The 26205-nt window shown below is 61.7% G+C and carries 26 protein-coding genes; 12 read left to right on the top strand and 14 right to left on the bottom strand.

What is annotated here, in order from left to right:
* Positions 1 to 38: 38 nt before the first annotated feature.
* From P0M12_RS14025 to P0M12_RS14010, 4 genes are all read left to right on the top strand, one after another.
* The gene (locus tag P0M12_RS14025; protein ID WP_007731584.1) at positions 39 to 599 is read left to right on the top strand and encodes a TIGR03086 family metal-binding protein; all 561 of its coding nucleotides are present in this window, start codon (positions 39 to 41) and stop codon (positions 597 to 599) included.
* A 51-nt stretch (positions 600 to 650) separates the two neighbouring features.
* Positions 651 to 1259, top strand: coding sequence for a TetR/AcrR family transcriptional regulator (locus P0M12_RS14020; protein ID WP_019746515.1), 609 nt, complete (start codon positions 651 to 653; stop codon positions 1257 to 1259).
* 1 nt (position 1260) lies between these two features.
* Positions 1261 to 2157 carry a tRNA glutamyl-Q(34) synthetase GluQRS gene (gene gluQRS, locus P0M12_RS14015; RefSeq protein ID WP_042447725.1) on the top strand — a complete coding sequence of 299 codons (897 nt, stop codon included), beginning with the start codon at positions 1261 to 1263 and terminating at the stop codon, positions 2155 to 2157.
* 255 nt (positions 2158 to 2412) lie between these two features.
* Positions 2413 to 3153, top strand: coding sequence for an EAL domain-containing protein (locus P0M12_RS14010; protein WP_003943863.1), 741 nt, complete (start codon positions 2413 to 2415; stop codon positions 3151 to 3153).
* A gap of 28 nt (positions 3154 to 3181) precedes the next feature.
* On the opposite strand, the gene P0M12_RS14005 is transcribed toward P0M12_RS14010, so the two are convergent.
* Positions 3182 to 3835, bottom strand: a complete 654-nt coding sequence (locus tag P0M12_RS14005) for a DUF4190 domain-containing protein (RefSeq protein WP_030535740.1) — start codon at positions 3833 to 3835, stop codon at positions 3182 to 3184.
* 130 nt (positions 3836 to 3965) lie between these two features.
* Here P0M12_RS14005 and P0M12_RS30420 point away from each other — a divergent pair, with 130 nt between their 5' ends.
* The 3 genes from P0M12_RS30420 to P0M12_RS13990 all read left to right on the top strand — a co-directional run bounded on the left by P0M12_RS30420 (position 3966) and on the right by P0M12_RS13990 (position 6514).
* Entirely contained in the window at positions 3966 to 4688 is a 723-nt protein-coding gene (locus tag P0M12_RS30420) for an RDD family protein (RefSeq protein WP_064073552.1), read from the top strand.
* Between the two features lie 8 nt (positions 4689 to 4696).
* Entirely contained in the window at positions 4697 to 5662 is a 966-nt protein-coding gene (locus P0M12_RS13995; RefSeq protein WP_223304518.1) for a hypothetical protein, read from the top strand.
* Positions 5663 to 5779: 117 nt separating this feature from the next.
* Positions 5780 to 6514 carry a queuosine precursor transporter gene (locus tag P0M12_RS13990; protein ID WP_030535741.1) on the top strand — a complete coding sequence of 245 codons (735 nt, stop codon included), beginning with the start codon at positions 5780 to 5782 and terminating at the stop codon, positions 6512 to 6514.
* Here P0M12_RS13990 and tgt read toward each other — a convergent pair.
* The gene (gene tgt, locus P0M12_RS13985; RefSeq protein ID WP_007731594.1) at positions 6505 to 7794 is read right to left on the bottom strand and encodes a tRNA guanosine(34) transglycosylase Tgt; all 1290 of its coding nucleotides are present in this window, start codon (positions 7792 to 7794) and stop codon (positions 6505 to 6507) included. The genes P0M12_RS13990 and tgt overlap by 10 nt on opposite strands.
* Positions 7795 to 7986: 192 nt before the next feature.
* Between tgt and P0M12_RS13980 the strand changes: the two genes are divergently transcribed.
* The 5 genes from P0M12_RS13980 to P0M12_RS13960 all read left to right on the top strand — a co-directional run bounded on the left by P0M12_RS13980 (position 7987) and on the right by P0M12_RS13960 (position 14769).
* Positions 7987 to 8778, top strand: a complete 792-nt coding sequence (locus P0M12_RS13980) for an enoyl-CoA hydratase-related protein (protein ID WP_020723626.1) — start codon at positions 7987 to 7989, stop codon at positions 8776 to 8778.
* Between the two features lie 26 nt (positions 8779 to 8804).
* Positions 8805 to 9776, top strand: coding sequence for an ABC transporter substrate-binding protein (locus P0M12_RS13975; protein WP_007731596.1), 972 nt, complete (start codon positions 8805 to 8807; stop codon positions 9774 to 9776).
* Between the two features lie 119 nt (positions 9777 to 9895).
* The gene (locus tag P0M12_RS13970) at positions 9896 to 12232 is read left to right on the top strand and encodes a CoA transferase (RefSeq protein WP_230359430.1); all 2337 of its coding nucleotides are present in this window, start codon (positions 9896 to 9898) and stop codon (positions 12230 to 12232) included.
* Between the two features lie 50 nt (positions 12233 to 12282).
* Complete coding sequence (locus P0M12_RS13965; RefSeq protein WP_007731598.1) at positions 12283 to 13230, top strand: zinc-binding alcohol dehydrogenase family protein; 948 nt, start codon at positions 12283 to 12285, stop codon at positions 13228 to 13230.
* 15 nt (positions 13231 to 13245) lie between these two features.
* Positions 13246 to 14769, top strand: coding sequence for an AMP-binding protein (locus P0M12_RS13960; protein ID WP_064073555.1), 1524 nt, complete (start codon positions 13246 to 13248; stop codon positions 14767 to 14769).
* An 11-nt stretch (positions 14770 to 14780) separates the two neighbouring features.
* On the opposite strand, the gene P0M12_RS13955 is transcribed toward P0M12_RS13960, so the two are convergent.
* The 12 genes from P0M12_RS13955 to P0M12_RS13900 form a co-directional block, all read right to left on the bottom strand.
* Positions 14781 to 15683 carry an IclR family transcriptional regulator gene (locus P0M12_RS13955; RefSeq protein WP_007731601.1) on the bottom strand — a complete coding sequence of 301 codons (903 nt, stop codon included), beginning with the start codon at positions 15681 to 15683 and terminating at the stop codon, positions 14781 to 14783.
* A gap of 167 nt (positions 15684 to 15850) precedes the next feature.
* On the bottom strand, positions 15851 to 16675 hold the full coding sequence (locus tag P0M12_RS13950; protein ID WP_007731603.1) for an alpha/beta hydrolase: 825 nt from the start codon (positions 16673 to 16675) through the stop codon (positions 15851 to 15853).
* The gene (locus P0M12_RS13945; protein ID WP_007731605.1) at positions 16675 to 16995 is read right to left on the bottom strand and encodes a ferredoxin family protein; all 321 of its coding nucleotides are present in this window, start codon (positions 16993 to 16995) and stop codon (positions 16675 to 16677) included. Before P0M12_RS13945 ends, P0M12_RS13950 begins: the two co-directional genes overlap by 1 nt.
* A 3-nt stretch (positions 16996 to 16998) precedes the next feature.
* On the bottom strand, positions 16999 to 18009 hold the full coding sequence (locus tag P0M12_RS13940; protein ID WP_050655582.1) for an NAD(P)/FAD-dependent oxidoreductase: 1011 nt from the start codon (positions 18007 to 18009) through the stop codon (positions 16999 to 17001).
* Positions 18010 to 18192: 183 nt separating this feature from the next.
* On the bottom strand, positions 18193 to 18978 hold the full coding sequence (locus P0M12_RS13935) for a class II aldolase/adducin family protein (protein WP_054188628.1): 786 nt from the start codon (positions 18976 to 18978) through the stop codon (positions 18193 to 18195).
* A gap of 13 nt (positions 18979 to 18991) precedes the next feature.
* A complete protein-coding gene (locus tag P0M12_RS13930) occupies positions 18992 to 19828 on the bottom strand; it encodes an ABC transporter permease (protein ID WP_019746502.1) in 837 nt (278 codons plus the stop codon).
* A complete protein-coding gene (locus P0M12_RS13925; protein ID WP_007731623.1) occupies positions 19825 to 20688 on the bottom strand; it encodes an ABC transporter ATP-binding protein in 864 nt (287 codons plus the stop codon). Before P0M12_RS13925 ends, P0M12_RS13930 begins: the two co-directional genes overlap by 4 nt.
* The gene (locus P0M12_RS13920) at positions 20685 to 21668 is read right to left on the bottom strand and encodes an ABC transporter substrate-binding protein (protein ID WP_007731624.1); all 984 of its coding nucleotides are present in this window, start codon (positions 21666 to 21668) and stop codon (positions 20685 to 20687) included. Before P0M12_RS13920 ends, P0M12_RS13925 begins: the two co-directional genes overlap by 4 nt.
* A 204-nt stretch (positions 21669 to 21872) precedes the next feature.
* Positions 21873 to 22829, bottom strand: a complete 957-nt coding sequence (locus P0M12_RS13915; RefSeq protein WP_019746501.1) for an NAD(P)-dependent oxidoreductase — start codon at positions 22827 to 22829, stop codon at positions 21873 to 21875.
* A 109-nt stretch (positions 22830 to 22938) separates the two neighbouring features.
* Positions 22939 to 23811, bottom strand: coding sequence for an alpha/beta hydrolase (locus P0M12_RS13910; RefSeq protein ID WP_019746500.1), 873 nt, complete (start codon positions 23809 to 23811; stop codon positions 22939 to 22941).
* Between the two features lie 30 nt (positions 23812 to 23841).
* The gene (locus P0M12_RS13905) at positions 23842 to 24798 is read right to left on the bottom strand and encodes a 3-(2,3-dihydroxyphenyl)propionate dioxygenase (RefSeq protein WP_007731630.1); all 957 of its coding nucleotides are present in this window, start codon (positions 24796 to 24798) and stop codon (positions 23842 to 23844) included.
* The gene (locus tag P0M12_RS13900; protein ID WP_007731632.1) at positions 24798 to 26141 is read right to left on the bottom strand and encodes a peptidase dimerization domain-containing protein; all 1344 of its coding nucleotides are present in this window, start codon (positions 26139 to 26141) and stop codon (positions 24798 to 24800) included. Before P0M12_RS13900 ends, P0M12_RS13905 begins: the two co-directional genes overlap by 1 nt.
* Positions 26142 to 26205 lie beyond the last annotated feature (64 nt).

The raw sequence follows: 26205 nt of genomic DNA, 5'->3' as shown, positions 1-26205 counted from the left end.
TCAATCATGACGCGCCGCGGTGGAGAAGGATTGTTGTCATGACTTCAACAGAGATCTCCCCCGCCCAGCGTTATCGGGATCTGGCCGCCGGATTCACGGCCCGGATCGACGCCGTACCCGCCGACCGCTGGGACGACGATTCCCCCTGCGAGGGCTGGACCGCCCGCGACGTGGTGAGACACGTGCTCGACAGCGAACGAGACATGGTCAAGGTAGTCGGCCTGGAATTGGCACCCGGTCCGTCGGTCGACGACGACCCGTCGGCAGCCTGGGCGGCCGTCCGCGATTCGATGCAGGAAATTCTGGACGATCCGGCAAAGTCCACCCTGGAATACGACGGACACTTCGGCAGGACCAACCTCGGGGCCACGGTCGAAGGGTTCTTGTGTTTCGATCTGGTCATCCACGGTTGGGACCTCGCGGCCGCAACCGGCACCGATACGACGATGCGAGACGCGGACGTGGAGTGGGTGTCGGAGATCGCCGCGGGCCTGGGCGAGTCGATCCGCATGAGCGGTGTGTGCGGCCCGGAAATACAGGTTCCGGACAACGCTGACAAAGCGACGAAACTCCTTGCCTTCCTCGGCCGGAAGGCGTGAAAAAGCACCCCTGACGTGGGCATTACTTCCATACGCATGTAATGTCGCGGTATGCCGGAACGCCGAAAATCCTCCACGAGTCCAGACCTGCTTGCGGCGGCATTGTTCGATGTCGCCGCGGAATCCGGACTGGAAAATGCCAGCGTTCGCGAGGTCGCAAAACGGGCGGGTGTCTCGATCGGCGCAGTGCAACATCATTTCTCGACCAAGGACGAGATGTTCGCATTCGCACTGCGAACACTCGTCGATCGATTGTTGACGCGACTGGCCGAATCGTCCGCCGACGCAGACCCGCATACCGCCCTGTTCCAGGCACTCTCGCAACTCCTGCCCCTCGACGAGCAACGCACGCGTGAGGCGCATGTGCTCGCCGCGTTTGCCGTGCGCGCCGCAACCAGTGAGTCACTCTCCGAAATCCGCCGGACAACCCTGTTCACAATCCGCACCGGCATCTCGACAGTTCTGATCGGCATCGGAACTCCGGAAGCGGAAACCAGAGCGGCACTTCTGCTTTCAACCGTCAATGGATTGGCACTCGACGCACTCGGAAGCCCCGCCATGTATCCGCCGCAGTACCTCGATCACGCTTTGGAAACCCAGATCCGCCTCACCCTGCACGACGCCGAGAACCCGCTCGCCTCCGTCGGGCTCGCCAGCTGACGTGGAAGGAGCAGGACGCTTCGCGCCGAGTCCGTCCGGCGATCTCCATCTGGGAAACCTCCGGACTGCCCTCCTGGCCTGGCTGTTCGCCCGCACCAGCGGGCGCGACTTCCTCATTCGGGTAGAGGATCTCGACCGTGTCCGCCCCGGCGCGATGGAACGACAACTCGACGATCTGCGCAGGCTCGGCCTCACCTGGGACGGCCCAGTCGTATTGCAGTCACACCGTCTTCCCTTGTACCACAAGGCTATCGACCAATTGCGCGAGCGTGACCTGACCTATCCCTGCTTCTGCACACGCAAGGAGATCCTGCAGGCACCGTCAGCGCCCCATGCTCCAGACGGCGCCTACCCCGGCACGTGTCGGAACCTTTCGGAGGCCGAACGCGCCGAGAAATCGGCAAGTGGCCGATCTCCCGCGCTGAGGCTACGGGCCGGCATCGACTCGTTCACCGTCCATGACGAACTGTTCGGCGAGGTGACGGGACCAGTCGACGACGTCGTCCTGCTCCGCGGAGACGGGGTGCCCGCTTACAACCTTGCCGTTGTCGTCGACGACGGTGCACAGAACATCGACCAGGTGGTTCGCGGCGACGACCTCCTGACCTCGGCTCCGCGTCAGGCATACCTTGCCCAGCTGCTCGACATCGAACCACCGTCGTACGCCCACGTTCCTCTTGCCTTGAACAGTGAAGGCAAGCGACTCGCGAAGCGCGACGGCGCAGTGACTCTGGCAGATCAACTCGAGGCCGGACGCAGTACCGAGCAGGTTCTGACGATGATCGCGTCGAGCATCGGTCTCGCCGAACCCGGCGAGGTTGTCACACCACCCCAATTGGCGGATCGATTCGACTCTCGCAAGATCCCCCGGACCCCGTGGATTTTCCCGGCGAAGTAAGTGACGTATCAATCGGTGCCTCGTCGGAACAAAACTACGATTGTCCGATATGACAAAGCCGTCCGCAATAGCTATTCGTTGGCAATTCTCGAATAGTGAAGTACGGTCGAGACTGGCGAAGGAAATTCAGGGCGAGTTGTTCCTGCAAAACCACGCCCGGGATCTGAACCTGGAATCCGACCACAGTACCCACTTGCAGCATCCACGCTGACACGCACGTGCGGCACGGGCGACTCAGGACGAAAAGGAATACGCATGGTCCGCGAGCTTCGCGAGGCACTCGACGACCATCAATTCGAGGTGTTGTATCAACCCCAGGTCAATCTGAACTCGTCAGCAATTATCAGCTATGAAGCTCTTTTGCGTTGGCGCCATCCGCTGCGAGGGTTGATCGAACCTCAAGATTTCATGCGCTCCGCCGAATCCTCTGGGCTCATCATTCCCATCGGGCTACAAGCTCTGGAAATGATTTGTGCCCAAACAGCGTCGTGGCCTGAGCACATGATGGTCGCGGTCAACTTTTCGCCTCGCCAACTCGCTACCCCGCACGCCGCTCACGAGATCCTCGGAGCGCTCGACAGTTCACAAACGCCACTGAGCAGAATAATCGTGGAAGTCACCGAACTCGGCGTCGTAGGCCGGCATGCCGCCGAGACTCTTCACGTCTTGCACAACGAGGGAATTCGAATCGCGCTGGATGATTTCGGGGCGGGCTTCGCGTCCTTCTCCGCATTGTCGGAATTGCCGCTCGACATTCTCAAGATCGACCAATCCTTGACCTGGGCCGTCAGCGCAGCGGGTCGTGCTGGAGACCGCGCCTTCATGGTCATGGAGTCCATCGCCGACATCGCTCGGAAGCTAGGGCTTGATTCGATCGCAGAGGGCGTCGAAACCGCGGAACACGCAGCCAACGTCTTGCGGGCCGGCTGCGACATGGGCCAGGGCTATTACTTCGGCAAGCCACTTCCTGCGTCGTCCGTCGTCACTCCCGTGTGAGCGCTCGCCACTTCAGCACGACGGCACTTCAGTACGACGACGATGCACTCGCTATGAGTGCGACTACGAGAATCACGGCAAAAATTGCCAAGAAGGCCGCGCCGACCGCAATTCCGGCTATCGCAAGCCCGCGCCCCTGTTGACCTGTCTGCTTGATCTGATTGAGCGCGACAATTCCCAGAATGATTCCGACGATTCCGCCGAGACTGTAGAAGCAACCACCCGCAAGCGATACAACCAGCGATGCAATTGCGAGACCATTGGTGCCGACCGGCTGCATCGGCGGTGCGTACCCACCCGCGAATTGATTCGGTTGACCGTACGGGTTCGGAGGTTGGCCGTACTGAGGCTGTCCGTATTGAGCCTGTCCGTATTGTCCGGGTTGCTGATATTGATTCTGCTGATATTGATTCTGCGGTCCGAAATTCTGCGGCGGCAGGTACGGGTTCGGTTCACCGATTCCGCCCGGCTGGGGGTTATTACCGGGCGGGTTGTACGACGGCGGTGGATAACCCGGGTACTGCTCGTTGGGAGTGGTATATCCGGGAACTTCAGGTGAAGACTGCGTTTCGGACGGGGACACGCCGTACCCCTCAGGAGGCAGGCTCGGAAATTCTCCGTACCCAGGTTTTGCCTGGTAATCGCTCGAAGAATCGTCGTTGTTGCCCCCGGAACTCGTCATACAACGCAGCCTAAACCACAGGTGACCTCCGAATCCAAGTGAGCAGATGTCATCCACATCGCTCTTTGATCCCAGTAGGGTCATATCCACTGTCACACTCGAGCGCGATATTTACGACTGAGGGGAACACATGACAACCGGTGGGTACGACCCCAACCAGAATCCAGAAGGCGGGAAGCAATTCCCACCCCAGGATCCATATGGCCAGCAGGGAACACCTCCTCCCGGAAGTTACCCACCACCCGCAGGCCCCCCGCAGGGCGGTAGCTACCCGCCGCCTCCACAGGGCGGAAACTTCCCGCCCCCTCAGGGTGGCAACTACCCGCCTCCCGGTGGATACCCGCCGCCGCCCCAGGGCGGAAACTTCCCGCCGCCTCCGCAGTTCAACGACCAAGGTGCGTACGGCGGAGGAAACCGGCTGCCTTCGGGTGCTCAGCCGGGCGATCTGTGGATTCGACTCGGTGCCCGCATCATCGACGGCATCATCGTCGGCGTCATCGCCGCGATTCTGGCTCTATTGGTCAGTGACTCCGACAGCTTGATTCTGGTCTCGGGACTGTTCTCGGGAATTCTGACCTTCGCTTACTTCATCGCAATGGAAGTAACGCAGGGTCGGACTTTGGGAAAGATGATTCTGGGCCTTTCAGTACACGGTCCGGGTGGCGCACCTCGCCCCTCCGTCCAGCAGTCTGCGATTCGCAACGCCTTCACGTTGCTCTCGATCATTCCGATCATCGGCGGAATCCTCGCGTTGGTCGCCTACATCGTCATCGCGGTCACGATCAACAACAGCCCCACCAAGCAGGGCAAGCATGACGAACTCGCTGGTGGAACTCAGGTAGTCAAGGGTTAGGTGCGCATATGACAACCGGTGGGCACGACCCCAACCAGAATCCCGAGGACGGAAAGCAATTCCCGCCCCAGGATCCCTACGGCCAGCAGGGAACGCCTCCTCCTGGGAGCTATCCCCCGCCGGCGGGGCCTCCGCAGGGCGGAAGCTACCCGCCGCCTGGTGGATACCCCCCACCTCCTCAAGGTGGCAATTACCCGCCGCCAGGTGGATATCCGCCGCCTCCGCAGGGTGGAAGCTATCCCCCTCCCGGTGGCAACTACCCACCGCCCGGTGGATACCCGCCACCTCCCGGAGGCGGTAACTTCCCACCGCCGCCCGCCAACGACTACGGCGCAGGATTCGGTGGACCGCAGCTTTCTGTGGGTGCGGCAATTACCTACGGCTGGAACAAGTTCAAAGACAACGCATTGGTTTGGATCGGAATCTCGATCATCGCGTTCTTGATCGCCGGACTGATCCAGGGCGCTTTCAACGGTTTCGACTACACCAATACCGAATTCAGCGCGCTGTCGATCGTGGGTGGATTGGTCACCGCTATCGTCGGCTACATCATCCAAGCCGCATTCCTTCGTGGAGCGTTGAGCGAATTGGATGGAATCAAGCCGGCTTTCGGCACCTTCTTCCAATTCACCAACATCGGCGCAGTTGTTCTCGGCGGTTTCCTGGTAGCAGTGGCAACTTACGTCGGTTTGGCTCTCTGCATCATTCCCGGCATCATCGCGGCGTTCCTGCTCTACTACACGCTGACCTTCATCGTGGACAAGAATCAGGATGCGATTTCGGGCATCAAATCGAGTTACGCGTTGACCTCGTCGAACGTCGGAACGTTGGTCCTGCTGGCGCTCGCTCTGATCGGTATCAACATCGTCGGTGCGCTGCTGTGTGGAATCGGTCTTCTGGTGACGGCGCCCGTCGCGTTGATCGCCAGCACCTACGCATACCGCGTGCTGACCGGCGGCCATGTAGCTGCCTGATCCGTTCGTTTGCATCACCGAAGGCCCTGCGGTTCCACGTGAAACCGCAGGGCCTTCGGTGTGTTCTGCGCAACTGGACGGTCGCCAACTCGCATCCGAGCGCCTTGTGGTGCTTGGATGACGGACGTGACAGCTCAGGATCAGCAAGACGAATCGACCCACGAAACCAAATTTGCGCACGTCAGCCGGGGTTATTACCCGACGATCGTCGCGCTCTTCACCGCAACGCTGCTGATCTCGAACGTGGCGGCGACCAAGGGGGTCGCCTTCTTTGCGGATTCCGACTTCTCGCTCGGTCCCTTGCAGATTCTGCCCATCATCACCGATGGTGGATTCTTCTTGTTCCCGCTCGCCTACGTCCTCGGTGACGTGCTCAGCGAGGTCTACGGCTTCAAAGCGACCCGACGCGCGATCTACCTGGGCTTCGGCGCACTGATTCTTGCCGCTGCGTGCTTCTGGATTGCAGTGCAACTCCCGTCGGCAGAGTTCTACGAGAACCAGGCCGCCCTCGAAACCGTGGTCGGTGTCATTCCCCGGCTACTGGTCGCGGGCTTGGCCGCCTACCTCGTCGGACAGCTACTGAACTCACTGGTTCTGGTCATGATGAAAAAGCGCATGCAGGAGAAGCATCTGTGGGCGCGACTGATCGGCTCGACCGTCGTCGGCGAATTCGCCGATACCCTCATCTTCTGTTCCATCGCGGCCGGTGTCATCGGCATCAGCACATGGGAAGACTTCATCAACTACGTGCTGGTCGGCTTCCTGTGGAAGACGCTTGTCGAGGTTCTGGTCATGCCGATCACCTACCGCGTCATCGCATACGTGAAGAAGCGCGAACCGACCTACGCCTGAGGTGCAGGCGTCTTCGCCGCGTAGAACTTTCCGAGCATGTCCGCCTTGAAGTCGTGGAAATACCCACCTTCGATGCTGGCTCGGATATCGTCGACCAACTTCACGGTGAATCGCTCGTTGTGGATGGTGCAGAGCGTCGACGCGAGCATTTCCTTCGCCTTGAACAGGTGATGGATGTACGCGCGGGTGTAATTGGCGCACGTGTAGCAGTCGCACTCGTCGTCGATAGGCGTGAAGTCACGACGGAATCGGCTGGTGTTGATGTTGAACCTGCCGGAGCGGACGTAAATCGCAGCATTGCGAGCAACACGCGACGGGTTGACGCAGTCGAAAGTGTCCGCGCCGTTCTCGATTGCGACGAAGAAGTCGTCCGGTTCACTGATGCCGAGCATATGACGCGGCTTGTTCTCGGGTAGTTCCTCGTTACACCAACGCACGATCGTTCCGAGGTTCTGCTTCTCGAGGGCGCCGCCGATGCCGTAGCCGTCGAAGCCGTATCCGTTCTCGCCTTCGATCGACTCGAGTCCGCGGCAGGCTTGACGTCGCAGATCTTCGTACTGCGCGCCTTGGATCACGCCGAAGAGAGCCTGATAGGGCTTGTCAGCGCGTTCGGCGGTGAGCTTCTCGTGTTCATTGATACAGCGGATCGCCCACGCCTGCGTGCGCTCGACCGATCGCTCCTGGTAGCCGCGGGTGTTGAGCAGCGTTGTGAGCTCGTCGAACGCGAACATGATGTCGGCGCCGAGCTGATGCTGGATCTGCATCGACACCTCGGGGGTGAAGCGATGCTTACTGCCGTCGAGGTGCGATTTGAACGTCACGCCCTCGTCGTCGACCGTCGCGAGACGCTCCTTGCCCTTCGCGATGACGTCGTCGGACTGCACACCGACGGCCTCCATCGCGAGCACCTTCTTGAACCCGACACCAAGCGACATGACTTGGAAGCCACCGCTGTCGGTGAAGGTGGGCCCGTCCCAGTTCATGAACTTGCCCAGCCCGCCGGCCTCGTCGACGATGTCGGGTCCCGGCTGCAAGTACAGGTGGTACGCATTGGCGAGCAACGACTGCGCACCGAGTTCCTTCATGGACTCGGGCAGCACGGCCTTGACCGTGGCCTTGGTTCCGACGGCCACGAACGACGGCGTCGCGATATCGCCGTGCGGTGTGTGGATGGTTCCGGTTCGTCCGAGCCGGTCCTCGAGCCTGGTCCCAATGGTGAAAATCGACTCGGGACGCTTGTCGACGGAGGGCGCGGGCGGTGTCGGTACTGCAGAAGTCACGGGCTCAATCCTGTCACAGGAGCAAATATCGCCGTGATCACAGCGAAGAAAGTTCCTACGCGATCAGCATCCGACATTGGTCTACTGACCGAACCCGAGCGGTACCGCCGCGTGAGGGTCCCCACCATACTTCCCACTACACATCCCCCGGCTCGACCGGTTTACCCCGCCAACCCGCTGACAGGAGCTCACTTGACGAGACAGACCGGCCAGACCTACAACTTCGTCACCGTCGACGTCACAGACTCGATTGCCACCGTGACTATCGACAAACCTCCAGCCAACGCATTCAACCCCAGCATGATCGCCGAGCTTCTGGAGATACTGCCGGTACTCGCGTCGGACCAGACCGTCCGCGTCATTGTCGTGACGGGCACTGGACGGTTCTTCGTCGCCGGTGCGGACATCACCGTGATGCGCGAGCTGACGGAAGAAACTCAGCGCGCGATGCGCCCGTGGGTCGACGTACAGCGGATCCTCGAGTCGGCTCCCAAACCTGTCGTCGCGAAGATCAACGGGCACGCACTCGGCGGCGGAGCAGAACTGACGTTGGCCTGCGACTTCCGCATCATGGCGCAGTCGGCGACCATCGGCTTCCCCGAGATCGGACTTGGGCTTTTTCCGGGTGCCGGTGGCAGCCAGCGACTTCCACGCCTCATCGGGGCTCACCGAGCCAAAGTGCTCATGATCGAAGGCAAGCGCCTCAGCGCCGAGCATGCACTCGATATCGGCCTGGTCGACACCGTCGTTGCGGACGCCGACCTCGATGCGCATTGCGCTGACCTCGCACGCGAACTCGCGACGAAACCCACTGCCACCATCGGAATGATCAAACGCATTGTCGACGAGGGCATGTCGTTGCCGCTCGATCAAGCGCTGGATCTCGAATTCGAGGCAGTGCTCGACCTGATCAAGACGGACGACGCTGCTGAGGGACTTCAGTCATTCCTCGACAAGCGGTCCCCCACCTTCACGGGACGCTGACAGCTCCCATTTACCGAGAGGCCATCATGCTCAACAAATTTCAGAAGAAATGGGTGGGCGCAGTCGCTTCTCTCGCCGCCCTGACGATCGCGGTCAGCGGATGCACCCGGCCCGCTACCGACAACTCCGCGGAAAGTGGTGGCCTGGTACGGATCGCGGTGGGTGTAGACCCGTCGTACGCCCCGATTTTCCTGGCCGACCACGAGGGCATGTTCGAGGCCGCCGGCCTCGACGTCCAGGTCATCCAGACGGAAGGCGGGGCGGCGGGCGCCCAGAACGTCGTAGCCGGAACTTCGGAACTCTCCGGCAATGCCGACTCGACGGCACTGTCCGTCATGGCCGCCAATCCGAGCCTGCGGGCGCTGGGCGTATTTCAGGAATCCGACCGATACTTCCAGGTTGTACTGAGGAATGGCGTCGAGCCGAAGTCGATCAAGACCATGGGCGTCTTCCCCGGCATCGGCCTCTACTTCACGAACCAGTACCTGGCCAGTCTCGGCATCGACCCCACGACGGTCACACTCGTGAGCACAAGCCCGCCCGAACAGCCTGCTTTGCTGGCGCGCGGTGACATCGACGGCTTCCTGTCCTTCGACCCCTGGGTGACGCAGAGTGTCAATACCGGCGGGCGCGTTGTTGCCACGACCGGCGACTTCGGCGCCAAGTACGCCCAATGGATCATCGCTTCGGACAACTGGTTGTCCGCGAACGAAGAAACCGCAGGCAAGGTGTTCAAGGTGATCTCGGAAGCGTCGGCAATCGTGAACTCGGATCCGGATCGGGCTGCAACCGCAATTGCCGCGTCTATCCAGATGGACCCGGCCGAGGCCGCAGACCGGGTGACCCAAATCGATTTCGGTGGACGCGGATTCACCGAGGACGACGTGGAGCGCGCAAACGAACTTGTTGCATTCTTCCGCGAGCAGGGCAAGATCTCCGCGGACATCGATCCGTCCGCTGTCCTCCTCTCGGGATGGTTCGAGCAGAACGCCGCCTGAGCGGAGAGTGAGAACGGGTCCGGTGGGCAGACCGAAATCATGTCGCCCACCGGCCCGCAGAACTACGTTCGACTCCAGTCGGTTCGGCGATATCTTTCGATTGAAACGGAGTAGTTGTGGTGCATCCCCCGGTACGGGTCGTAGAGATTTCCAGTCCGTTTGCGCGATTCGCCGGGCGCATCCTGGTCGGGCTGGGTTTCGAGGTCATTCTGGTAGAACCACCCACCGGTGACCCCAGTCGCACCGAGTCCCAGGGTGATTCGTACTTGCATTGGCATGCGGGCAAGAAGTCCGTTGTCCTCGATATCGACGACAGCAACGATCGCCTCGCTTTCGAAGCACTGCTGCGCAGTGCCGACGTCCTGCTCGACGGCAGCGCGACCGGCGCTCTACGCGACAACCGAGGATCTCTCGTTCACGTACGAGTGACACCCTTCGGCACAACCGGACCGCGAAGTGACTGGAAGGCAACAAATCTGACCGTCGCGGCACTCGGCGGGATGATGGCCCAGGTCGGCGATCCCGAGCACCCTCCACTGCTGCTCCCCGAACTCCAGGCTGAGCAGCTCGCCGGAATCAATGCCGCAATCGGCGTGCTTCTCGGACTGCGTTCGCGATCCAAGGGCCACAACCCGTTGCTGGAGATCAGCGCTCAGGAATGTGTTGCCGCCGCGCTGGAAGCGGGCACTCTTGCCTACATTCACGAGGACCGCGTACCACCGCGTCCGGGCCGGGTACATCCGCTCGTTCCGCACGGACTGTTCCAGGCCGCCGACGGTTATGTCGGTGGCGGCCTCGGCGGTAGCCCCCGCATGTGGGACGGCATGTTGGCCTGGCTGATCGACAACGATGCTCAGGACGATCTCGATCAACCGGAGTGGTCCGACGCGGTCTACCGAAAGACGCATCAGGAACACATTTTCGACGTTCTGTCCGCCTTCATCGCGAAGTGGCCGAAGGAAGAATTCGCGGTCAGCGCGCAGTCACGCAAGTTGCCGTGGGCAGCGGTCGACCGGCCCGAAGAACTGCTGCGTAACCCGCAACTCAACGACCGGGACTTCTTCACCGACGTGACCGGAGATCACGGTACCTACCGCGATCTCGGGTTCGGCTTCGCTTTCCCCGAAGGCCGGCGCATCGGAACGCTCGAGGCTGCCCGGTTGGGCCAGCATCAGGAACTCTTGAAGGCCACCTCGCCTGTGGCAGTGAACGAAACCCACGAGTTCAGCGGTGGCAGCACGCCCAGCCTCGAAGGTGTCCGCGTCCTGGATCTCACGTGGGTGTTGGCGGGCCCGTACGGCACCAGAATCCTTGCCGACCACGGTGCCGATGTCATCAAGGTCGAATCGATCGGACGCCCGGACCCGACTCGCTTTGCACCGTTCATGCATCTCTCGCGAGGACCGCACGACAATCCGAACACCAGCGGGTACTTCAACGACGTCAACCGCAACAAGCGCAGCATCACACTCGATACCCGATCCGCAGAGGGCCTTTCGGTACTGCGCGACCTGATCAGGAACTCCGACGTCGTGGTCGAGAATTTCAGCTCGTCGGTCATGGACAAGATGGGGCTCGGCTACGAACAACTCCGGGAGCTCAACCCGGACATCATCTACGTGTCGATGTCCGGGATGGGTCACACCGGTCCTCGCAAGGACTGGGTGTCGTATGCCGACATCGTTTCGGCAAGTACCGGTTTGACCGCACTGACCGGCTGGAACGCCGATGACGTTGTCGGAGTCATCTACGGCCATGGCGACATCGTCGCCGGACTGCAAGCCGGCGTCGCGATGCTGGCAGCCCTCGACTACCGCGACCGGACCGGCCGGGGACAGCACGTAGACCTGTCACAACTCGAAGCCATGGCAGCGCACATGGGTACCAGCGTTCTCCGAGCCGCCCGGTCACAGTCCCCCGATCCGATCGGCAACAGCCATCACGAACTGGCACCACACGGCGTGTACCCGTGCCTCGGCAGCGACCGGTGGTGCTCGATTGCCGTTCGCGATACCACGGAATGGAATGCATTGTGCCGCATCATCGAAGCAGAGAAATGGATCGGCAATCCTGACTTCGCGAGTGCAGAAAGCCGCCAAGCCGATCACGAACGTATCGACGACGCCATCGCCGACTGGACCAGGACTCTGTCACCCGAAACCGTCATGGAACGCTTGCAATCGGCGGGTATCGCGGCCGGCACCGTCCAGGACGGACGCGACCTGGTCGAGAGCGATCCACATCTTCGGGCACGCAGTTTCTATTCGGCACAGGAACATCCCCTCGCCGGAACATTCCTCCACGAAGGCATCCCCGTTCGCCGGAACTCCGAACCCGGCTCGATCCGACGCGCTGCGCCGGTGCTGGGCGCGGACACCGACGACGTCCTCGAGTCGGTGCTCGGATACAGCGACGAACTGATCGCCGGACTTCGCGACCAGTCGATCCTGTCCTGACCGCACTCATATTCAGTACATCCATTCACAGATCGCTACTAGGAGACACAATGCGCGCGGCCCGACTCCATCAGTTCGGCACTTCACCGGTCATCGACGACATCGACATTCCCACACGTGAATCCGGTCAGACGCTCGTGCGCATCGACGCTGCCGCGCTCGGCCATCTCGACATCACCGTCGCGAGCGGAAACTTCGGAGTCAAGCCGAACCTGCCACATATCGGTGGAACAGACGGAGCGGCGACGGTAATCGAATCCGACACCTATGAGCCTGGCACCCGCCTTCTGGTCCGAGGCGGCGGAGTCGGACTGTTCAAGAACGGTTGCTGGGCTGAGTATCTGGTAGCGGCAGACAAGGCGTTCACACCCTTTGATCCCGCACTGTCGCCGGCCGTCGCCGCAACCTTCTTCCTGCCCAGCACAACCGGCTATGTTGCCGTCAACGACATTGCAGCCGTCGCTCCCGGCGAACGAGTTGTTGTCGCCGGAGCATCCGGCGCTGTCGGATCGATGGCAGCACAGTTCGCTCTGCTTGCCGGAGCGTCCGAGGTAATCGGTGTTGTACCGCGCGAAGATCAGGCTGCCTTGCTTCCGGAGGGTGTGCGTCCCGTCGTCGGGCAAGGCGACGAACTTGCCGGAGTGGTGGGATCCGAGCCTTCCGTCGACGCCGTGATCGACACGCTTGGCGGCGACGGCTTGCCGCACCTTCTGGCGAGTGTTGTCCCCGGTGGCCGGGCTGCCCTGATCGGATATACCTTGGGTAAGAGCCTCACCCTGGACTTGCCGAACTGGTTGCTCAGCGATGTCCGGATCCTGCCCGTCAACATGATTCGCAAGACTGCCCGGCAAGCCGAACTGGCACCTGAAATGATCCGGCTGCTCATCGAAGGCAAGATTTCCGTTGCAGTGCAGGAGTTTCCGCTGGATGACATCGCAACGGCACTGCAGTTGATGGGTGAGGGCAAGGTTGCCGGCCGGGCCGTCGTCGTACCCTGAGGGATACAATTACCCATGCCCCACGACGCACATGCCATTCCGCGCTCGCTTCCGGATTTGATCCGGAGGCGAGCTTTGGAGCGTCCGGAGCACCCGGCGCTCGTCGTCGACGGGATCACGGTCACCTACCGCGAATTGCGGGATCGTGCAGCGTCGATGGGGGCGGATCTCCGTAATCACGGTGTCGGCCGTGGGGAGCGCGTGGCGGCACTGTCCGGCAACAGGATCGAACTGGCAGACCTTGTTCTCGGATGCGCGTGGATCGGTGCGGTTGTCGTCCCACTCAATACGGCCCTCCGAGCCGACAGTGTTGCCGGCGCACTCGAACAGGCTGGTGTACAACGGATCCTGGTTTCACCCGAATACTCAGGCGCTGTAGCCGGATTCGACGGCACCGTGTGGGTCATGGGTGAACAGTGCGTCCCCACTGCCGGTTCGCATCCGGGCTGTGAGCCCGAGACCCTCGATCCGCTCGACCTGGCCGCGATACTCTTCACCTCCGGCACCACCGGTCTGCCCCGAGGCGTCCGATGCCCGCACGCGCAGTTCCTGCAGTGGGGCAAAGGCGTCGGCGCCTCACTCGGGCTCACCGGGGACGATGTGCTGTACAACTGCCTGCCGCTGTTTCACACCAATGCTCTCAATGCCTTTGTTCAGTCCCTTTGGGCCGGGTCTACTTTTTTCCTGGGACAACGCTTTTCGGTCCGCAATCATTGGCGCGAAGTTCGCGAGATCGGCGCAACTGTCGACTACCTGCTGGGTGCGATGGTGGCCATGTTGATGAACGCGGACCCATCGCCGCAAGACCGACAGCACAGCGTCCACGTGGCACTTGCCCCCGCAACGCCGGCTCATCTGATCGAACCGTTTGCCCAGAGATTCGGTGTAGAACTCGTGGACGGATTCGGAAGTACCGAAACCAATCTCGTGATCGGCACACTTCCGGGAGATCGGCGGGCCGGGTACATGGGGCGGGTGATGAGTGGCTACGACGCCGCAGTCGTCAACGACGGTACTGCGGCCGCAGACGGGGAGCCCGGCGAACTGGTGGTCCGCAGCACGATCCCCGGCGCCTGTTCACTGGGCTATCTGGGCGAGGAGATTCCGGCGACGGAGAGTTGGATACAGACCGGTGACAGGGTGATTCGGGAAGCAGACGGCTGGTTCCGATTTGTCGATCGCATCAAAGACGTGATTCGGCGCCGCGGTGAAAATATTTCCGGGGCCGAAGTGGAAACCGTTCTGGCGTTGCATCCGTCGGTCGGTCAGGTTGCCGTCTTCCCGGTACCGTCGGATCTGGCCGAGGACGACGTCATGGCAACTGTAATACTGCGCCCCGGAGTATCTTTCGACCCCATTTCGATTCTGGAGTTCTCCCAGCAACAGCTGCCGTACTTTGCACTTCCCCGGTACATCGACGTCGTGGACACGTTGCCACTCACCGAAACCGGCAAGGTACAGAAAGCAGTGCTACGTGAGAGGGGCGTCGGCCCACACACCTGGGACTGCGAGAAGAGCGTGTTCCGCGCCCGGCGATAGACCGCGCCTCGCTACTTGCCGCAACCGTTGAACGAACACATCACCGGACTGCAGATCGTGCGCAGAGCCAGCGGGTCGCTCGGCGAATGTGTGCACTTCATGGCATGAAGTTTTCGGGTGATTCCGGCGCCGGCAGTGCGCAGGGCCCCGGTGATGCGGCTGACGTTGAGGCGAGCCGTCGGCGCTGTCACAGACAACGCGCCGGCCAGAGTGCGCGGGCCGCTGAACACCGGCACTGCGACGCTCATGTACCCGAGCCGTGTCTCCTCGACCTCCACCGCGAGTTGTTCCTTACGCATCCGCTCGGTTTGCTGGCGCAGCACGCTGACGGACATCGTCGTTCGACTGGTCAAGGCGGTGAAACCCTGCTCGACTACCTCGTCGAAGACCGATTGCGGGGAGAAGGCAAGGATGATCTTGCCGGTGGCGGTGCAGTACAGCGGGAGCCGACCGGCCACCCGCGACTGCTGATTGAGCCCGCGGTGTCCGATGATCTTCTCGATGTAGAGGACGTCGATGCCGTCACGAACCGCAAAGTGAACCGTCTCCTGCGTCGCCAGTAGTAGGTCCTCCATGTACGGCAGCGCCGCATCGCGCAGAATCCGCTGACGCGGCACCAATTGGCCCAGCTCGAACAATCGCAGGCCGAGCCGGTACTTGGTACCCGCGCGCTCGAGCAATCCCCACTCGACCAGCTCGCCGGCCAACCGGTGAACCGTCGCTTTCGCGACCCCACTGCGCCGGGTGAGCTCCGTCAGAGACAGGTCACTGTGGTCGGTGTCGAAAGCGTCCAAGATCATTCGAGCCTTGCCCAGGACCGAGGACAGTTCACCTGCAGGCTGCGATGCAGCGGTCGTTTCCGACGCGATGGGTAGTACGGATCCGAACCCGACGGATTGTTGTGGAGCGGCCATGAGTGTCCTCCTGAACGATCTGTGACAGCCTGCCGAGACCGAGTGCCACAACGACCGAGATCGGTCGGGGTCCTCGTTAGGTGCAGGTGCTTCGAGACTGACACTATGGTGACGACACGATGAGACGCACGCCACACGGTCCGCTCAGTGAACCCGTCCCGCAGAGTTTACACGGGGCGCCTACCTGCGTAATTCTCCAGAAACATGCGGACGGCGGATGCAATCTGCGGAGCGTGCTCCTCGACGAGTGCGACGGTCCCCGATTCGACGATCTCCGTTTCCACCACTGCCGCACCCGTCAGGTGTGCACGCAACGGCGCAATGTTAGGCATCGAGAAGGGATCCTTCTGCGCGCCGATCAGCAAAACCGGCGCAGTCACCGAACCGACTCTCGCCTCCATGACGTAGCGGGCGCAGGCTTTGTGCCCCTCCGCCGGATCTACCCGGTAGGCAAGCGCGTCTCGGATGAACCTGTCGAGCAGTGCGGTGCCTGGTTCGGGGTAGTAGGGGCGACGCATCTCCCACAGCCTGGTGAGATGGCTACCGTCTGCGGCCCGGTCGACGCAGTCGATCCCACCGGGTCCCGAGTGCCCCTCGCGGTAGTTGCGGTCGGTCCACGGGCACGACGAGAGCACGGCAGCGTGCACCCTCTCGGGGCGTGATGCCGCCATCTCGAGCGCCACTGCCGCACCGGTGTGGTGACCGATGACCGTGACTCGATCGACGCCCAGGGTGTCGAGCAATTCCCACGCGCCTCGCGCATAGGTCTCGATGGTCTGCGGGCCGGGCACCGGAGCACTGTTGCCGTACCCCGGCATGTCCATCGCGACAACGCGGAAGTCGTCGGCAAGGAGTGGAATGAACTCGCGGAACTCGTCCCACGACCGGGGCGCCTGATGAAGCAGGAGAATCGCCTCACCCGAACCTTGCTGCGCGTAATGCAATTGCCCGAAAGACGAATCAACGTATCCGAGTTGCAGGCCGCCAGCCATCAGAACGCCGCAACCATCGGGGTATCGACGCCGACGATGTCGATCTTTGCCGAACCACCCGGATTTCCGACGGGCTCGCTACGGGTAGGCAAGACCTCGAGGAAGAAGCGCTTGTTGTCTTCCTTGAAATCCGGGTCTGCTTTCCGGTCGACGGTGATCGCCTCCACCGGGCAGGCCAATTCGCAAGCGCCGCAATCGATGCATTCGTTCGGGTTGATGTAGAGCTTGCGATCACCCTCGTAGATGCAATCCACGGGGCATTCTTCCATGCACGATCGGTCCGTGTAGTCGATGCATGCTTCACCGATGACAAATGCCATTGCCTAGCTCTCCTGTTCGGTGGAGTGTCCAGGGAAGATTTCTGCTTCCGGATCCAGCACTGCCGCAGCGTTGTTCACCGCAGTCGCGGCCTCGCCGAAACCGACGGCGATCAAGCGGACCTTGCCGGGATAGTCCGTGATGTCCCCGGCGGCATACACACGCGGAACATTCGTCTCCATCCGTGTGTTCACCGCGATGTGGCGATTGTCGATCTCGATTCCCCACTCCATCATCGGACCGAGGTCGGCCGTGAATCCCAATGCAGCGATGACGGATTGAGCGGGCAGCGTGGACGTGCTCTTGTCTTGTTTGTGGGTGATGTCGACCTCGCCGATCCACCCGTTTCCACGTACCGCCGAGACATCGGCGTTGACGAGAACCTGGACACTGCTTTCCTGCACCTTGGCGACTGTGGATTTGTGCGCGCGGAAACGATCTCGCCGGTGAACCAGGGTGACGGACTTGGCAATCGGTTCCAGGTGAACGGCCCAGTCGAACGCGCTGTCGCCGCCACCGACGATGACAACGTCTTTCCCGGTGTGCGCCGACAAATCCGGGACGAAGTAACTCAGCCCCCGATCCATGAACTCCGAACCCTTCGCCAACGGACGCGGGGTGAAGGTTCCGATGCCGCCGGTGATGACAACCGCGCCGGCCACCACGACCTGGCCCGTGCTGGTGGTGATCCGCACCCGGCCGTCGTCGTCATGCGACAGCTCACGAGCCTGCATGCCCAGAAGGTACACCGGATCGAACGGGGCAGCCTGCGCCATCAAACCCTCGATGAGGTTGCGTCCCTTGACCGAAGGGAATCCCGCGATGTCGAGGATCGCCTTCTCCGGGTACATCGCACTGACCTGTCCCCCCGGTTCCGCAAGGGCATCGATCACGGCAACCGAGAGGCCGCGGAAGCCTGCGTAGTACGCGCCGTACAGCCCGGCGGGGCCGGCACCAATGATCAGAATATCGACGCCGATCTCGTTGTCGGTCGCCGTGGAAGACGTTTTGTTCACACTCGATACGGTATTGCGCCGACGGACTCACGCAAATGAAACCGGTCCGCTCAACAGACCTCGGTAACAGTTGCGGGACAGCACGAAAAAGGGCCCGCCGACCTCTCGGTCGACGGGCCCAATGCTCGCAGGAATTCAGTGCGCGAAGAATTCAGTGCGCGAAGAATTCAGTGCGCGAAGAATTCAGTGCGCGAATACCTCGGGTTCGTCTGCTGCGATCTTCTGGATGATGGTCGAGTACGCAAACCACCCCACCTTCTCGGTGCCGACTGCTTCGTAGGTCTGCGCCGCGATCTTCTCGTGCAGGACAACCGGATCACCGGCGGCTCGCGCCGTCAACTCCGCCTGCATCGACCGCTCCATCGACACATACCACCACACTGCGCTCTCCACGGAAGTTCCGACGGTCAGATGACCGTGGTTGGTGAGGATCACGGCCTTGTTCGATCCGAGGGCATCCGCGATGCGAATCCCCTCCTCTTCGTCCAGCGCCACCCCGTGATACTCCTCGTAGATCGAGTGATCCTCGTGAAAGGCGCACGCGTCCTGAGTGATCGGCGTTAGGCGGGTGTGCAGCGAGGAGAACGCCTTACCGTTCAAACCGTGAGCGTGAACAGCTCCGATGACGTCGGGACGAGCCTCGTGAACCTTGCTGTGGATGACAAACGCTGCTCGGTTGAGCGGTCCGTCTCCGGAAATGACGGCGCCGTCCGACGCCACATGCAGCAATTCCTCCGGCTGAACCTGGGAGAAGTGCCGCCCGAACGGCGCAGTCCAGAAAGTCTCCGGATCTTCTGGGTCTCGGGCGGTGATATGTCCCGAGATTCCCTCGTCCAAACCGAATTTCGACAAAATCCGATACCCGCCGATGACAGCGGTCTTGCGACGACGCCGCTCACTCTCGATATCGGTGAACTCGGGCGGTCCCGGAATTCCGGCCTGCTCGGCAATGCTCAGCGGGTGATTCATGCTGCGCTCCTGACTATTTGACGCCGTAACGGGCGAGGTACCGCGAGGACAGAATGCGGAGAATCCGGTCGAAGATGAAGCCCATGATGCCCAGGACGATGATGCCGACGAACGTCCAGTCGATCCGGCCGTAGTTTCGAGCCTGCCAGATCATCGAACCGATACCCTGGTCGGCGGCGACGATCTCCGCCGACACGATGGTGAGGAAGCTGTTGCCCATCGCTAGGCGAGCGCCCGTGACGATGCCGGGGATCGACGACGGCAAGACCACCGTCTTCATGATCTGAAGTTTGTTGGCACCAAGATTTGCCGCTGCCTGCAGTTTGTTCTCGCTGATCGCTACAGTCGCGGCAATCGTGCTGACCGTGACGATGAATACCGAGGTGTAGAAGATCAGAACAACCTTCGACGTCTCACCGATGCCGAACCAGACGACGGCGAGAGTGACAAACGCAATAGGCGGAATGAACCGGAAGAACTCGATGTACGGATCGAGGAGCTGTCGCACGATGGAAATGCGGCCCATCAGAATTCCGACGGGAGCACCGATCACGACCCCCAGGAACCAGCCGATGAGAATTCGCTGACCCGATGCGGTGATCGACGACCACAGAACGCCGCTCTCCCACAGTTCCTGTGCCGCCGACCATACTTCGGCCGGTGATGCAATGGTGGTCGGCCCGTACCACCACGCCAGGAACGACCAGATGCCCAAACCGATTGCCGCTGAGGCTGCATACATCAGCGTCGCTTTGACAATCTTGGATCGCCGCGCCGACGAACGCTTTTTTGTCTCCGCCACCTTCGCTGTTCTCACACCGGCTGAACCACCGGTCACTACAGCCGTCACAGCTCGTCCTCCTCAATGCCTTGGTTCCGCAGCGACGCAACCACTTCTGCCCGAATGTCGTCCCGCAGCTTCTCGTAGAGCTCGATCACCTCGGGATCGTTGCGGTCTCGCGGACGAGCCGCATTGACCTCGTAGACGCTCTTGATCCGGGCCCGCGGGCCGGCCGACATCACGATCACACGGTCAGCCAACGTCAGTGCCTCGTCGATATCGTGAGTCACGAATACCACGGTGCAGCGGGTGTGCCGCCAGATACGGTCGAGTTCGGTCTGCAGAACCTGACGAGTCTGAGCGTCCAACGCACCGAACGGCTCGTCCATGAGAACCAACGACGGCTGGTTGGCAAGAACTCGTGCGATCTGAACACGTTGCCGCATACCGCCGGACAGCTGCGAGGGGAACTTCGCACCCGCGTGGGGCAAGCCGACCATCGCGAGGTACTCGGCCGCGATACTCGCCTGCTCGCTGCGGTTCGCTCCACGCATCCTGGGGCCGTAGGCCACGTTCTGGCTCACGGTCATCCATTCGAACAACGCTTCGGAGCTCTGAAACACCATGCCGGCGTGGCGGTTACTGCCGGCGACGACATCTCCGTCGCACACGATCTCGCCGGCGCTGGGTTCCACGAAGCCGGCCATGGACGACAGCAGCGTCGACTTGCCGCAGCCACTCGGACCGAGCAGACAGACGAATTCACCTGGCTGCACGTGCATGTCGATTCCGGCGACGATCTCCGCCGCGCCGAAGCTGATTCCGAGGTCGACCACGTCGATGGCAACACCGGTGTTCTTCTTGCCGGGGCCGGCTGTCCCCGCGCTATTCGTCGAGCTGGTCGTTGAACCACTTGTTGCGATACTCACTGTGCACCATCCTTGTACCAATCCAGAAGCATTGCCGATTCGAGATCCGGCTGGTCGCTGAGAACACCGATCGACTTGTAGAAATCTACGATCGACTGAGCCGACTCGACATCCGCAGCTTCGAGATTCACCACGGCGAAGTCGATCTCGTCCACCGCGGCAATAGTCTGATCCTCGCTGACGTTCACAGCCGCCTTGGTCGCGGACGCTGCCACGCCCGGATCCGACTCGACCTTGCGCGTTGCCTCGTCGAGCACCTTCGCGACGGTTCGCGCTGTCTCTTCGTTGGCCGACAACCACGGAGCCGTCGTGATCGCCCAATGATGATAGAACCAGCCGTAGTCTCCGGTTACTGCCACCACGTGGCCGGTTCCCTGATCCAGGGCGGTGGCCGGCCACGGCTCCCACAGGACAAACCCGTCGATGTCGCCGCGACTGAGCAGTGCGGGCATGTCCGTCGGGGTCGCCGAGATCATCTCGACCGAACCGGGGGCAATGGAGTTGGCAGCGAGGTACTTGTCCGTCGAAATCTGGCTGAGACCCGGGACGATGCCCATCTTCTTGATCGCAGCCGGTGAGTCGACACCGTTACGCAGCACGACCTTGATGTAGTCACCCGACGCCTCGTACGAGTACATCGCGCGCAACGACGGATTCTGACGCAACTGGGCGATCGTTGTCGTATCGGAGCTACCGGCGATCTGGACCTGCCCGGTCGAGAGTGCGTCGACGGCCTCGCCACCACGACCGAACTGGACGAGTTCGACGTCCAAACCGGCAGCGTCGAACATGCCTTCCTGATCCGCTACGAAGAACGGAGCGTAGGAAGCATCGATTCCGACTGCGATACGCAGTGGTCCACTTCCGGCAGAATCAGCTGTGCTTTGCGTCGCCGGGCGGCTGCATGCGCCGGTTGCAACGGTCAGCAGCAGCGCAGCCGAAACAAGAGCAGTCCTTCCAAACTTTGACAGCGAGGCCATCTACTCACACCTTTGTTTGTGATCTGTGCCGCAGTTGCGGGTCGTGGAGAGCAAACCTAGCTGTGTGTACCTACACCCGAGAACCAACCGGGTCCACCGTGCGGACCGGGGACAGGAACTTACCTCGGCGAAACACTGCACCTGGAGGAACGTCCGGACCGAAATACTTCGGTAACACGGCCCTCGATCACAATGTCCACCGAATCACAATGTCCACCGAATTGTCTGCGAGCGCAGCGCACTGGCGACATTCTGCGCCGTCATCGAATAGATCGACGCACGCGCTCCGGCGCTGCCGCCGGCGACGTGCGGGCTCAGGAGGGTCGAATCGAATCCACGGAGCGGGCTCGAAATCGGTAGTGGTTCAACGTCGAACACATCGAGCGCAGCGCCGCCGACATGCCTGGAACGCAAGGCACGCGCCAATGCCGCGTCGTCGACGACAGCGCCGCGCGCCACATTGACCACGATCGCTCCGGTGGGCAACTGCGCAACTCGATGGGAATTGATCAGTCCCCGAGTTGATTCCGTAAGCGGGACGGCCAGCACCAGGACATCCGCGAGAGGCAGTAACTCGTCGAGTGACACAAACGTCGCAGCCACAGTGTCACGCGGTCTCGAACGCGCAGTGACGTAGACGTCGCAACCGAAGGCGGCAAACAATTCTGCACACCGGCGGCCGATCGAACCAACACCTACGACGCCGACCCGGCGCTGCGCCAGATCGCGGCAATCGCGCGTCAGGATGGATTCCTGTGGCCATCGACCATCGGTAACCTCGTTGTGCGCCCAGAACATGGAGCGGCACAACACACCTGCCGCGAGCACGGCCCACTCCGCAACCGAGTTCGCGTTTGCACCGGGAGTATTCGCCACCGGAACTCCGGCGGCGCGCCAGGCTTCGGCATCGATGAAATTGGTTCCGGCACCAGGCTGTTGGACGAGGAGCACATTCCGGCCGAGCTCTGCTTCCTCCTTGCCCAGTGGCAGATCACCACTCCAGTCCCCCACCACGACGTCGCATGTCGGCAACTCCGCACGGAGCGCCCCCGTGGTGCGCTCAGGTAATCGAACTACCTCCGCCTCACCCCTGACGGCGTCACGGATTGCGGTACCGAGTCCGTTGTCGGCGTCGGCCGTCAGCAGAAGTACTTTCTTCACGAGAACTCCTTCGCTGTAAGACGATGACTGTACCTTCGAAAACGCGGAAGCCGGCCTCCCAATCGAGAGACCGGCTCCATTACGCAGCAGCATATTTGGCAGGAACTTCTCAGATAGCTGCCTTCGCGCTGGCTGATGCCTTTGCCAAGAACTCGAGGCTCAGCGGGTTGTACTTCGCTGCCTGCTCGTGCTGCGGCCAGTGACCGCACTCCGAGTAGAGTTCGAGCTGAGCGCCCGGAATATCCTCGGCCATCTTCTTCGCTTCCGGAACATCACCGAACGGATTTTCCTGACCCCAGACCACAAGAGTCGGCGCCTTGATGAGTGCCATTCGATCCGGGCGCAGCAGGTTCCGCTGGCGAACCTCCATCTCCTGCAAGGAAAGGAGGTTGTGGATGTTGGCGACAAAGTCAGGCTGATGGTAGATCCGGTGACGAGCCTGAACCAATTCCTCGGTTGCATCGGCGGGATCATGCATGAGCAACTGCATACGTGCGCGGGTCAATTCGATGTCGTCACTCTGGACGGCCTTCGCGGTCGACGTCTTGATGCGCTCCATGACTACCGGGTTCGCGACTGTTCCGCCTGCTGCCAGCAACTGCAGCGACAGAACACGTTCGGGCTGCTCGCTGGCCAGGTAGGCAGCGACCCAACCACCGAGGCTTTCACCCACCAAGTGCACACGGTCCAGTCCGACCGCGTCGAGGTAGTTCACCAAATGCTCGACGTAGCGCGGAATCTCGTACGGGTAGTCAGGCTTGCCGGTGTAACCATGGCCGAGCATGTCGATCGCGTGAACCCGGTAAGACTCGGCGTGCGGTGCAATATTGCGTGCAAATGCCTCGAGGTGTCCGCTGGTGCCGTGCAGGAAGATCACGGCCTCGTCACCGGATCCTGCCTGCAGAGAGCGCGTGGGCACACCGCCGGCGTCGACGGTCGTCAACTCGAAATCGAGCCCGGCAAGTTCGTTCCAGATTGTCATCAGAGAAACTTCCTTTACTGAAGGTGCAGATTATGTTGTTGCGCTGTCTGTTCCAGCTGGATCGAGAATCGTGACACCCATACCGGTGAGCCACTCGGGAATCGCTTCGTAGGCAAGGCGTTCACCCGGAACGTAGTCGAGCATCGCGGCCATCATGAGCCAGGTCCGCAACTCCTGCGCACCGTTGCCCGCCTCGTCTTCGATCTGCTGCGTCGTGAACTCGGCAAGCTCACTTGCCTTGCCGCTGGCAAACAGATCAAGAATTCGGTCATCGAACTCCGGAGTGATCGCGGCATCGGCTGCGCGGATGATCTGGCGTCGCCGGACGTCGTAGTCGGACCAGTTCTCCCGGCCGTCCAGCCAGGCTTGAACCATGAAATCCTCGTCCTCACCGTGCGGATCCCGCCAGTCCGGCCAGGGCAGACGATGAGACAATCCACCGGACGCGATCACCACGACCCGGGTATCCGCCGGATACGACGCAACGGCATCCCGCAGGGCCTTCGCCACTTCCTCACATCGCTTGAACGTCGGGAGGGGCGGCGCGAATACGTTGACCACCAACGGAACTATCGGAACATCGATTCCGTCGAGAAGGTACTGAATCGCGTGAGACTGACCATGATCGATCTGCAATCGCGCCGAGTAGGCAAGATCGAACCGGCCACCTTCGATCAGCTCGTTTGCAAGGTGCCTGGCGAACTCCACGTCGACCCGTTGCGGCCCCTTGGGTGTTCCTGACTCGCCACTGGAAATGCACTCTCCGACGCCGAGAGTGAACGCCGGAATCAGATCCAGCCAGAAACCGCGAAAGTGGTTGGAGCCGAGAATCAAGACAACATCGGGTTTCGACGCCGCGATCTTCTCCCGGCTCAGATACAGCGCGTCCCGGAAGCGTTCGGCCTCCGCCTTGTGCGTCGTCTCTTCCCAATGGGTGTTCATCAAGGTGCTGTGGGAGGCACCGATACCCAGAACTATCTTCGCCATCAGTCGATTCCTACTTCCTCGAGCGAGCGGGTGACGGTGTCGAGGGCCACTCGGATCAGATACTTCGTAAATCTCTCCGCCGCAGCCAGGTCCACAGTGTTCATCCCCATCGCGAAGTCCACCTCGAACGGTGCGTCGACCACCTTGGGCATACCCACCCGAATCGTCGGGATGCCGCGGCTGCGCAGGATGTTTGCGTCGGTGGCTCCACTCGCGTCGAAGAAGTCCTGATGCGGCTCTCCTTCGGCAGCTTCCCACGCGTGGACTGCGGCGCGGCGCAACCACATTCGAGGGTCGGAACCCTCACCGGGGATGGCAAGAACCTGTTCGACGTCGATCTGCAGATCCAGCGATTGTGCGATCTCCGCAACGACGGCTTTGAGTTCGCGCTTGGCCGCGGTGGGCGTCGTCCGCGGGCTGAGCCGTAGATCAACGGTAAGGCGCACCTGCTCGGGGGTGAACGACGCTGTTCGCTCCCACCCGCCGCGGATGTTGGCAACGATCCCCTGAGGCGCAACCAAACCGTCCTGATGCGCCGCCGAGTACTTCGGGAACCATTCCTCCAACTTGGCGACCACCTCGCCGGCTGCGGTAATCGCGTTGCGGTACGGCAACCGGTGGCGCGAGCCGACGTAGGTGTGCAGACCGTGCACCGTGATCTCGAACCAGGCCAGTCCCACTTCTTCCCAGGAAACCGTCCAGCCGGGCTTGGCGATCAACGCGCAGTCCGCCCACACTCCCTGTTCCAGGAGGAACGAGCAGCCGACGCCCTGGCCGGTGTTGCGTCGGGGGTTTCCGACACCGGGGCGGGCATTGGTCGGCATACCACCGGCGCCGAATCCGAGCACCAGGTCACCGCGGAGCGGAATACCGGCTGCGGCAATTGCTTCGGCCGCCGCGACAATGCAGACGGCGTGGCCTTTGGGGTTCGACGCACCCAATCCGATCACGTAGTTCTCGTCGAACTGGGCGTGCGGCGTCAGATCCGCTCGCAGCTCATTTCCCACCCACGGCAGGTCTTCCGCCGGATCGCCGGTCGTGACGGTGTCGATCGGCGCATACAGCAACAGGTCCGGTCCGGACCCGTCACCGCGGAGCCTTCCCCACGAGTTCGCCTGCCGATCATCGAGATCCATTGTGTGGGCCTCGATGCCCGACGCTGCCAGGACCGCCGTGATGTGGCGGGCCAGCGGTGCTTCGTCACCCGTCGGACTGGGAATGTTGACCACCGAAGTGGCGAGATCCCGCAATCGCGCACGATCGACATGGGCGTAGGCTCGCTCGACCCATTCCCGGCGCTCGTCGCCTAGGCCTGCGAGAGCATCGGCCCTCGCAGTGGTCATGGATTGACCTGATGTACCTGAGTATTGCTGCGCTCGCCGGCCAGCTGCCACAGCTTGGGAACTG

Origin of the sequence: Rhodococcus sp. RCBS9 (assembly GCF_029457415.1) — a bacterium.
GTDB lineage: Bacteria > Actinomycetota > Actinomycetes > Mycobacteriales > Mycobacteriaceae > Rhodococcus_F > Rhodococcus_F qingshengii.
Note: the sequence above shows the minus strand (reverse complement) of the source record. Positions and strands in the feature narration are given on the sequence as shown.

Coding starts and splice junctions, on each gene's coding strand:
- P0M12_RS14025 (WP_007731584.1), top strand. CDS start 39: ATGACTTCAACAGAGATCTCCCCCGCCCAGCGTTATCGGGATCTGGCC.
- P0M12_RS14020 (WP_019746515.1), top strand. CDS start 651: ATGCCGGAACGCCGAAAATCCTCCACGAGTCCAGACCTGCTTGCGGCG.
- P0M12_RS14010 (WP_003943863.1), top strand. CDS start 2,413: ATGGTCCGCGAGCTTCGCGAGGCACTCGACGACCATCAATTCGAGGTG.
- P0M12_RS14005 (WP_030535740.1), bottom strand. CDS start 3,835: ATGACGAGTTCCGGGGGCAACAACGACGATTCTTCGAGCGATTACCAG.
- P0M12_RS30420 (WP_064073552.1), top strand. CDS start 3,966: ATGACAACCGGTGGGTACGACCCCAACCAGAATCCAGAAGGCGGGAAG.
- P0M12_RS13995 (WP_223304518.1), top strand. CDS start 4,697: ATGACAACCGGTGGGCACGACCCCAACCAGAATCCCGAGGACGGAAAG.
- P0M12_RS13990 (WP_030535741.1), top strand. CDS start 5,780: ATGACGGACGTGACAGCTCAGGATCAGCAAGACGAATCGACCCACGAA.
- P0M12_RS13975 (WP_007731596.1), top strand. CDS start 8,805: ATGCTCAACAAATTTCAGAAGAAATGGGTGGGCGCAGTCGCTTCTCTC.
- P0M12_RS13965 (WP_007731598.1), top strand. CDS start 12,283: ATGCGCGCGGCCCGACTCCATCAGTTCGGCACTTCACCGGTCATCGAC.
- P0M12_RS13960 (WP_064073555.1), top strand. CDS start 13,246: ATGCCCCACGACGCACATGCCATTCCGCGCTCGCTTCCGGATTTGATC.
- P0M12_RS13955 (WP_007731601.1), bottom strand. CDS start 15,683: ATGGCCGCTCCACAACAATCCGTCGGGTTCGGATCCGTACTACCCATC.
- P0M12_RS13950 (WP_007731603.1), bottom strand. CDS start 16,675: ATGGCTGGCGGCCTGCAACTCGGATACGTTGATTCGTCTTTCGGGCAA.
- P0M12_RS13945 (WP_007731605.1), bottom strand. CDS start 16,995: ATGGCATTTGTCATCGGTGAAGCATGCATCGACTACACGGACCGATCG.
- P0M12_RS13935 (WP_054188628.1), bottom strand. CDS start 18,978: ATGAATCACCCGCTGAGCATTGCCGAGCAGGCCGGAATTCCGGGACCG.
- P0M12_RS13920 (WP_007731624.1), bottom strand. CDS start 21,668: ATGGCCTCGCTGTCAAAGTTTGGAAGGACTGCTCTTGTTTCGGCTGCG.
- P0M12_RS13910 (WP_019746500.1), bottom strand. CDS start 23,811: ATGACAATCTGGAACGAACTTGCCGGGCTCGATTTCGAGTTGACGACC.
- P0M12_RS13905 (WP_007731630.1), bottom strand. CDS start 24,798: ATGGCGAAGATAGTTCTGGGTATCGGTGCCTCCCACAGCACCTTGATG.
- P0M12_RS13900 (WP_007731632.1), bottom strand. CDS start 26,141: ATGACCACTGCGAGGGCCGATGCTCTCGCAGGCCTAGGCGACGAGCGC.